The organism is Duganella sp. Dugasp56, from assembly GCF_047304105.1.
GTDB lineage: Bacteria > Pseudomonadota > Gammaproteobacteria > Burkholderiales > Burkholderiaceae_D > Rugamonas > Rugamonas hordei.
The window spans coordinates 100,831-108,559 of record NZ_JBGLYQ010000026.1; the positions used below are offsets into that span (position 1 = coordinate 100,831).

The 7,729-nt window shown below is 62.7% G+C and carries 3 protein-coding genes; 1 reads left to right on the top strand and 2 read right to left on the bottom strand.

Annotation, left to right across the window (positions count from 1 at the left end; translation table 11 throughout):
* Positions 1 to 317: 317 nt before the first annotated feature.
* Complete coding sequence (locus ACCD07_RS19155) at positions 318 to 3,095, top strand: TonB-dependent receptor domain-containing protein (protein ID WP_413448256.1); 2,778 nt, start codon at positions 318 to 320, stop codon at positions 3,093 to 3,095.
* A gap of 68 nt (positions 3,096 to 3,163) precedes the next feature.
* Here ACCD07_RS19155 and ACCD07_RS19160 read toward each other — a convergent pair whose 3' ends face one another.
* Together ACCD07_RS19160 and aroG are read right to left on the bottom strand one after the other, a co-directional pair.
* Positions 3,164 to 6,067: a TonB-dependent receptor domain-containing protein gene (locus ACCD07_RS19160; RefSeq protein ID WP_413448257.1), complete on the bottom strand. Its 2,904-nt coding sequence runs from the start codon at positions 6,065 to 6,067 to the stop codon at positions 3,164 to 3,166.
* A 278-nt stretch (positions 6,068 to 6,345) separates the two neighbouring features.
* The gene (gene aroG / locus ACCD07_RS19165; RefSeq protein ID WP_176655556.1) at positions 6,346 to 7,425 is read right to left on the bottom strand and encodes a 3-deoxy-7-phosphoheptulonate synthase AroG; all 1,080 of its coding nucleotides are present in this window, start codon (positions 7,423 to 7,425) and stop codon (positions 6,346 to 6,348) included.
* Positions 7,426 to 7,729 lie beyond the last annotated feature (304 nt).

Sequence of the window (7,729 nt, forward strand, 5' to 3'; positions counted from 1 at the left end):
TTCCCAAGATTTCCTTGCCTTGCGCACCAAATTAGAGCGTTTTTTTGCTCAAATTTAGAGCACTGTTGCCGTGAAGTTAATAATGCAATACTACTACTAAATTGCAAGTTTGTTCATTGACAGCAAATGGCGCCGGGTGATCTGATGCCCAGATGAAAAGAACGTTTGTGTTTTTTTCAACCGGCGATACAGCCGATAAAAAATATAAATCACACCCCGTGTTCATCGTTTCAAATTTGGGAGCCTAAATAATGATGGTTGAAACAGTATTGTCCCGCTCCGTACGCCTGATTTGCGCCAGTGGCCTGGCTATGGGCATGCATGCGGCAGTGGCGCAAACCGCGCCGGACGCACCGATCCAGCGCGTAGAGATCACCGGTTCGAGCATCAAGCGTATCACCGCCGAGGGCGCGCTGCCGGTCCAGACCCTGTCCAAGCTGCAGATCGAGCAGAGCGGCGCGAGCAGCGTAGCCGACCTGATCGCCACGCTGCCGTCGATGCAAGGCTTCACCACCTCGTCGATGTCGGTCAACGGCGGCGGCGCCGGTATCCAGACCGCGTCGATCCACGCCATCGGCGAGGGTTACACGCTGGTGCTGCTGAACGGCCGCCGTCTGGCGCCAGCCACCTCCGGCTCCACCGTCAACCTGGCCAGCATTCCGCTGGCGGCCGTTGAGCGCGTCGAGATCCTGACCGACGGTGCCAACACGCTGTACGGCTCGGACGCGATCGCCGGCGTGGTCAACTTCATCCTGAAGAAGAACCAGACCGACCTGGTCATCGAAGGCTCGTACAACCAGCCGAAATCCACCGGCGGCTCGACCTCCAACGTGTCGATCTCCAAAGGCTGGGGCGACCTGGACAAGGACGGCTTCAACATTCTGCTGTCGGCGGCCCACGACGAAAGCAAGGCCATGTTCGCTTCCGAGCGCGACTTCTCCAAGTCGGGCGTGGTCGCCTTCTCGGACAGCGGCAAGAACTACTCGCTGTATCAGCTGAGCTCAAACTCGATTCCGGGCAACGCCACCGTCAAGTACAAGAATGCCAAGGGCGTCGCCAGCAGCGCCGCGTTCGGCCCGAACTTCCTGGAAACCGGCAAGTGCAACGGCCCCAACCTGTTCAACGTCGGCAACCGCTGCCTGTTCGACTACGCCGCCACCGTGCAGGACACGCCAGGCCTGAAGCGCGACAGTGTGTTCGGCTCGCTGAACTACAAGATCAACGACAACGCCAACTTCTTCATGGAAGCGCTGGGCTCGTCGTTCAGCAACACCGCGCAATATGCGCCGCCGGCGCAGCCGCTGGGCATTCCGGTCGGTAGCGCGCTGTACAAGAAATCCATCCTGCCATACCTGGCCCGCCTGGGCATCGATCCGGCATCGGTCACCAGCGTGGCGATGAACCTGCGCCTGGTGGACGCCGGCGGCCGCGCCGACGAATACAAAACCGACGCCAAGCACCTGGCCTTCGGCGTCGACGGCACGTACAAGAACTTCGACTACCGCGCCGCGTTCACGCACTCGGAAAACACCCAGAAGGATACGGCGGCCGGCGGCTACATGAGCCTGAACGCCTTCGACGCTCTGGTCAACAACGGCAAGTTCGATCCGTTCGCGCCGTCGGGCACCTCGAAGGACGTGCTGGCCCCGGCCGTGCTGCACAACCTGCTGAACGAGACCAAGTCCAAGCTCGACGTGCTGCAAGCGAGCGCTTCGACCGAGCTGTTCAAGATGCCGGCGGGCACCGCCCAGCTGGCGGTCGGCGCCGACTACACCAAGCAGCAGTATTCGGAAGCGCCGGATGCGTACTCGCAAGGTCAGAACGTGCAGCAGCCTAACTTCACCGACGCCATCGTCGGCGGCGGCGCTGGCGCCCTGCCGATCGACGCCAGCCGCAAGAACTACGGCGCGTACGGCGAGTTGCTGCTGCCGCTGATGAAGACCATGGACCTGACCGCATCGACCCGTTACGACCATTTCGGCTCGGTCCACAACGACAAGAACTTCGACTCCGCGGGCAATCTGATTGCGCCGGGCTCGCAGGGCGAAACCGCCAGCAAGGCCACCTACAAGCTGGCGCTGCGCTGGAATCCGATCGACACGCTGCTGCTGCGCGGTTCCTATGGCACCGGCTTCAAGGCTCCGACGCTGACCAACATCGTCAAGCCACTGGTGAACGGCGGCTCGTCGCAGTTCCACGCCTGCCCAATCACGTCGGCCAGCGATCCACGCTTCCCATTGTGCAACCCGGGTTCGTCGGAATATACGCTGCTGACCGGCGGCAACGCCTCGACCGGCGCCGGCTCGCTGAAGCCGGAAGAGTCGAAGCAAGCCACGCTGGGCTTCCGCCTCGAGCCGGTGGCCAGCCTGTCGATCGGCTTCGACTTCTGGGACGTCAAGCTGACCAACCAGATCCAGACGCTGTCGGAAGACACCGTGTTCGGCAATCCCAAGCTGTACGACAGCCTGCTGCGCAGCTACTTCGATCCGATCCAGAAGCAGAACGTGCTGGCCGCCGCGCTGACCCCGTTCAATCTGGCCAGCTCGCACTTCCAGGGTATCGACTGGGACCACACCTACAAAACGGCCACCCCGTTTGGTAAGCTGAACGTGCAGTGGACCGGTACCTTCATGACCAAGGCTGAGCAGGAAACCCCTGAAAGCGGCGTGGAGAAAAACATCGGCCGCTTCAACTCCTACTCGGACGTGACGTTCCGCTGGATCTCGAAGCTGACCGCGTCGCTGCGCACCAGCGACCGTTTCACCCATGCACTGACGGCTAACTACCACTCGGGCTATACCGACCAGGTGTACACCGAAGACGACAGCGTCGTCCGCGTGGTCAATGCCGACGGCAGCCTGGGCGACTACGTGGCGTTCAAGCGCAAGGTGTCCTCGTACACGACCTTCGACTGGCAGAGCAAGATCGCGTTCAGCAAGCAGTTCACGCTGACCGCCGGTGTCAAGAACATTGCCGACATCACTCCGCCGTTCACCATCCGCAATGCCGGTGGTGGTAACCAGTCCGGTTACGATGGCCGCTACACCGACCCGCTGGGTCGTCAGTTCTACCTGGTTGGTTCCTACAAGTTCTAATCAGCCCGTAGTTTTTTAATAGCCAAAAGAAAGCCCCATGTGTGCCCGAACACATGGGGCTTTTGCTTTTAGAACTTGACGTTGCCGGTGAGGTAGAACGCGCGTCCCATCGGATCGGCGTAACGGCCGTCATAACCCAGCTGGTTGCCGCCGCCGGCGTTCTGCAGGGTCAGCGGAGGCTTGCGGTCGAACAGGTTCTTGATGCCTGCGGTCAGCGCGAAGCGGCCGAAGTCATACTTGCCCTGCCAGTCGAACGTCGTGTACGACGGCGTCCACAAGCCGGCAAACGCCACCGAGTCGCCGACGCCGCCGCCCGGCGCGACGGCGAAGATCGCCGTATCGACCGGATAGGCCTGGTCGTGATAGCCCGACTTGTAGTGCGCGGTGAGCGTGTTGGTCAGCGCGCCGTTGGTCAGACTCAGGCTCAGGTTGGTTTGCACGCGGAACACCACCGCATTGTCCGGACCGAACACGCCGAGGTCGGTATTGGCGACGCCGCCGGCCTCCGTGGTGTAGTTCTGCTTGATCATGTAGGTGCCGTTCCAGGCCGCCTTGACGTCGCCAATGGCGGTCTTGTTGCGGTAGCTGAAGTCCCAATCGACGCCGCGGTAGTTCGCCACGCCGCCGTTGATCGGCGCCAGCAGGTAGGCGATCGTGGTGTAGCCGGCCGGATCCGGATACGGATTGACGAACAGGTTTTTATACTGCTGCGGATTGGCGAAGCCCACCTGCTCCGGCGTGCCGGCCGACAGCACCTGGTTGCGGATCTGCACGTTCCACAGGTCCAGGCCCAGCGACAGGCCGCGCAGCGGTTCGATGCGGCCGCCGAAGGTCCATTGCTTGGATTTCTCCGGCTGCAGGCCGGCCGAGCCGCTCTGGCCGTTCGGGCCGATCAGCAGGTCGTACTGCGCATTGCCGACCAGGCAGCCCGGCGAACCGGGGAACGGGCAGGCATAGCTGCCGGCCGTGCTGCCGTTGAAGGTGTTGGAGCCGGCGATGTCGCTCAGGTTCGGCGCCTTGAAACCGGTGCCGTAGGCGGCGCGCACCAGCACCGTATCGACCGGGGTCCAGCGGGCGCTGACCTTGTAGGTGCCGGCACTGGACGTGTTGCCCAGTTCGCCGCTGGCCAGCTGCTGCTGCACGCCGCTGGCGTCCGGCGTTGGCGAGAAGATGTAGTTGCTGTGCACCTTGTCGTAGCTGTCGTAGCGGCCGGAGACGGTCGCCTCGAACGTTTTGTGGATAGGGAATAGCACCTCGGTAAACACGCCCCAGTTGTCGCGGCGGGCGTCAAACGGCACTTGGCCGTAGGTGCCGCCGACCGGATAATCGGCCGACGCCGGCTGCGTCGAATAACCCGAATTGGCCAGGATCAGCGGGTGATAGCCGATCTGGTAATGGGTCTTCGAGTAGTCGCCGCCCAGCGAGATGATGGACGTGCCGCCCGGCAGGTTGAACAGGTCGTGCTGCGCGCCCGCGTGCAAGGTGTTGAGCTTGGACGTGGTGGTGGAGAAGTTGATCCCGTTCAGCAGCGCGCCCGCCAGCTGGTCGGCGCCGATGCCGGTGACCGGGTCGTATTTGCCGGCCGCCACCAGCGCTTCGAGCTGGTTGAAGTCGGAATAGCCGCCGGCGGCGTTGTCCTTGATCTTCGATTGCGACAGGATCAGGCTGGCGTTGTAGGCCCAGCCGTAGGCGTTGCCGTCGATGCCGGTCGAGAAGTGGCGCGCCTCGGTCACGTATTCGTCGGTGCGGCCGCCGATCAGCACCGAGCGATAGCCCAGCGTGGCGTCGTTGGTCGGGTTTTCCAGATTGTTGGCGTTCAGGTAGGGCTGCACGTATTTGGCGTACAGCGCCGGGAAGCGCGTGGTGGAGTTGACGCCCATCGGCTGCGCCGACGGCGCGTATTGCGCGTGCATGTTAAAGCTCGACAGCACCAGCTCGGCCCAGGCCTTGGTGTCGTCGTTGATCTGCCAGGTGCCTTTCAGCAGGCCGCTGTCCCGGCGCGAGCCCGGAACGTCCTCGACCGTCGCGCCGTAGTTGAAGCGGCACTGCGTGCCCAGCGGACCGGCCAGCGCGCTGCCGCAATTGCCGTTGGCGGCCAGGTAGGGATTGATCGCGTAGCCGGTGGTGTCGTCGGTGGTGCCGCGCGGACGGGCGTTGAAGGTGATGTTGGCCGGCTCGGTGTTGCCGGTGCGCTGGTCGAACCAGTACTGCTTGCCGCCGCTGTTGAACTTGAAGAACGCGCCCTGCGCCGAGAAGTCGCGCTGCAGCGCCCTGATGCGCTGCTGCTCGTCGTGGCTCAGGGTCAGCAGCACATTCCACTTGTCGGTCTCGAGGTCGCCCCAGCCCTTGGTCAGGCCGGCGCTGTTCCACTTGCCGCCGGAGGCTTTCGGCTGGCCGTAGGTGGCATAGGCCTCGCCCTTGGTCATGTTCTTTTTCAGGATGAAGTTGACCACGCCGGCGATCGCGTCGGAGCCGTACAGCGCCGAGGCGCCGTCGCCGAGGATCTCGATGCGCTCCACCGCTTCAAGCGGGATGCTTTCGATGTTGACCGCGTAGCCGCCGCCCTGGCCGTTGCCGATCGCGCTGGGGGCCATGCGCTGGCCGTCGAGCAGCACCAGCGTGTACTTCGACGGCAGCGAGTGCAAGGCCGCCGTGGTGACGCCGGCGCCGCCGCCGTTGACCGAGCTCGACGATGGAACGAAGCCCTGCATCGACGGCAGCATCTGGATCAGGTCGGTCGCCGAGGTGGCGCCGGTCTGCTTGATGTCGGCCTGGGTCAGCACCTGCACCGGCAGCGCGCCTTCCTTGGCGATGCGCTTGATCGACGAACCGGTGATCTCGACGCGCTGGATCACCTGGTTGTCCGCGGGCGCGGGCGCATTCTGCGCCAACACCGGCATGGAGAAACTGGCCGCGACACTCCCCAGGAACATCAGTCGCAAAGAGCGTGACAATACTTTTTCTTGCATCATAAAAACCTCCCTATATTATTTTTGGCCGCAGTCGTCCAACGCCCTCTTCCAGGGAGGAAGCGGGTCGCATAAAAAACCGGATGGCTTGCGGTGCGTCTAGGAGGGTGTTCAGCGACACCACCCATGTTTTATATAAAAACATGCAACGGAATTGGGTGTCAATCGTACTGAACCTGCTTTCATGATTCTTACAACAACCTTGCCAGTCTAGCGCAAAAAGAAAGGGCCCCATGTCGCCATCGGGGCCCTTCGCGGCAAGTTATTGCTTACAGACTACGTTACTTTGAAGCAGCCTCCGCGGCCTGCGTGGCCAGCCGGCGCGCGCGCACCGACGCCGCCAGGTCCTTCAGCACCTGCACGCTGCTGTCCCAGTCGATGCAGCCGTCGGTGACCGACTGGCCGTAGGTCAGTTCCTTGCCCGGCACCAAGTCTTGGCGGCCGGCGACCAGGTGCGATTCGACCATCACGCCGACGATGCGGTTGTCGCCGCCGGCCACCTGGCGGCCGATGTCGGCGCACACCGGCACCTGGTTTTCCGGTTTCTTCGAGCTGTTGGCGTGCGAGGCGTCGATCATCAGGCGCGGCGCCAGGCCTTGGGCGGCGATCGCCTTGCAGGCTTCCTCGACGCTGGCGGCGTCGTAGTTCGGCGTCTTGCCGCCGCGCAGAATGATGTGGCAATCCTCGTTGCCGTTGGTCGACACGATGGCCGAGTGGCCGCCCTTGGTCACCGACAGGAAGTGGTGCGGCTGCGAGGCCGCCTTGATCGCCTCGACGGCGATCTTGACGTTGCCGTCGGTGCCGTTCTTGAAGCCGACCGGGCACGACAGGCCGGACGCCAGCTCGCGGTGCACCTGCGATTCGGTGGTGCGGGCGCCGATCGCGCCCCAGCTGATCAGGTCGGCGATGTACTGCGGGCTGATCACGTCCAGGTATTCGGTGCCGGCCGGCAGGCCCAGCTCGTTGATGTCGCGCAGCAGCTCGCGCGCCATGCGCAGGCCGTCGTTGATGCGGAAGCTGCTGTCCATGTACGGGTCGTTGATCATGCCCTTCCAGCCGACGGTGGTGCGCGGTTTTTCGAAGTAGACGCGCATGACGATTTCCAGGTCGCCGGCCAGTTCCTGGCGCAGCGCGACCAGGCGGCGCGCATACTCCATCGCCGCCTTCGGGTCGTGGATCGAGCACGGGCCGATCACCACCATCAGGCGGTCGTCCTGGCCGTGCAGGATGCGGTGCAGCGCGATGCGCGCGTTGGCCGCCGTCTGCTCGGCCGCTTCCGAGCAGGCAAACTCGCGAATCAGGTGGGACGGTGGCGTCAATTCCTTCATTTCGCGGATGCGTAAATCGTCGGTACGGGGCATGCTGTTCTCCAGGTGATCGAAAGGTCGGGTAAAAAATCGGGGTAAAAAAAAACCGCCTCGGGGAGGCGGTTTTCTTGGAATTTGCTGGAACTCGTTTTTTGCTTCTACGTGCACCGGCCGCTACTCCACCGCCTTTGGGTTGGAATTGCTAAAGTAAAAATAGCCGGTAAAGAAGAAGCGGGTCATGAACGGGTTTCCGTAAGTGTTTAAACGACTATAACGCCAGCTTCCAGCCTTGGCAAGTAGTTTATTGGCATAAGCTAATAAGCGGGGTCAGTTCCGGCAACCTGCCATGCATGGCAGG

Bases quoted from the DNA above. Each gene is read 5' to 3' on its own strand.
- aroG (WP_176655556.1), bottom strand. From the start codon at position 7,425: ATGCCCCGTACCGACGATTTACGCATCCGCGAAATGAAGGAATTGACG.
- ACCD07_RS19155 (WP_413448256.1), top strand. From the start codon at position 318: ATGCATGCGGCAGTGGCGCAAACCGCGCCGGACGCACCGATCCAGCGC.
- ACCD07_RS19160 (WP_413448257.1), bottom strand. From the start codon at position 6,067: ATGATGCAAGAAAAAGTATTGTCACGCTCTTTGCGACTGATGTTCCTG.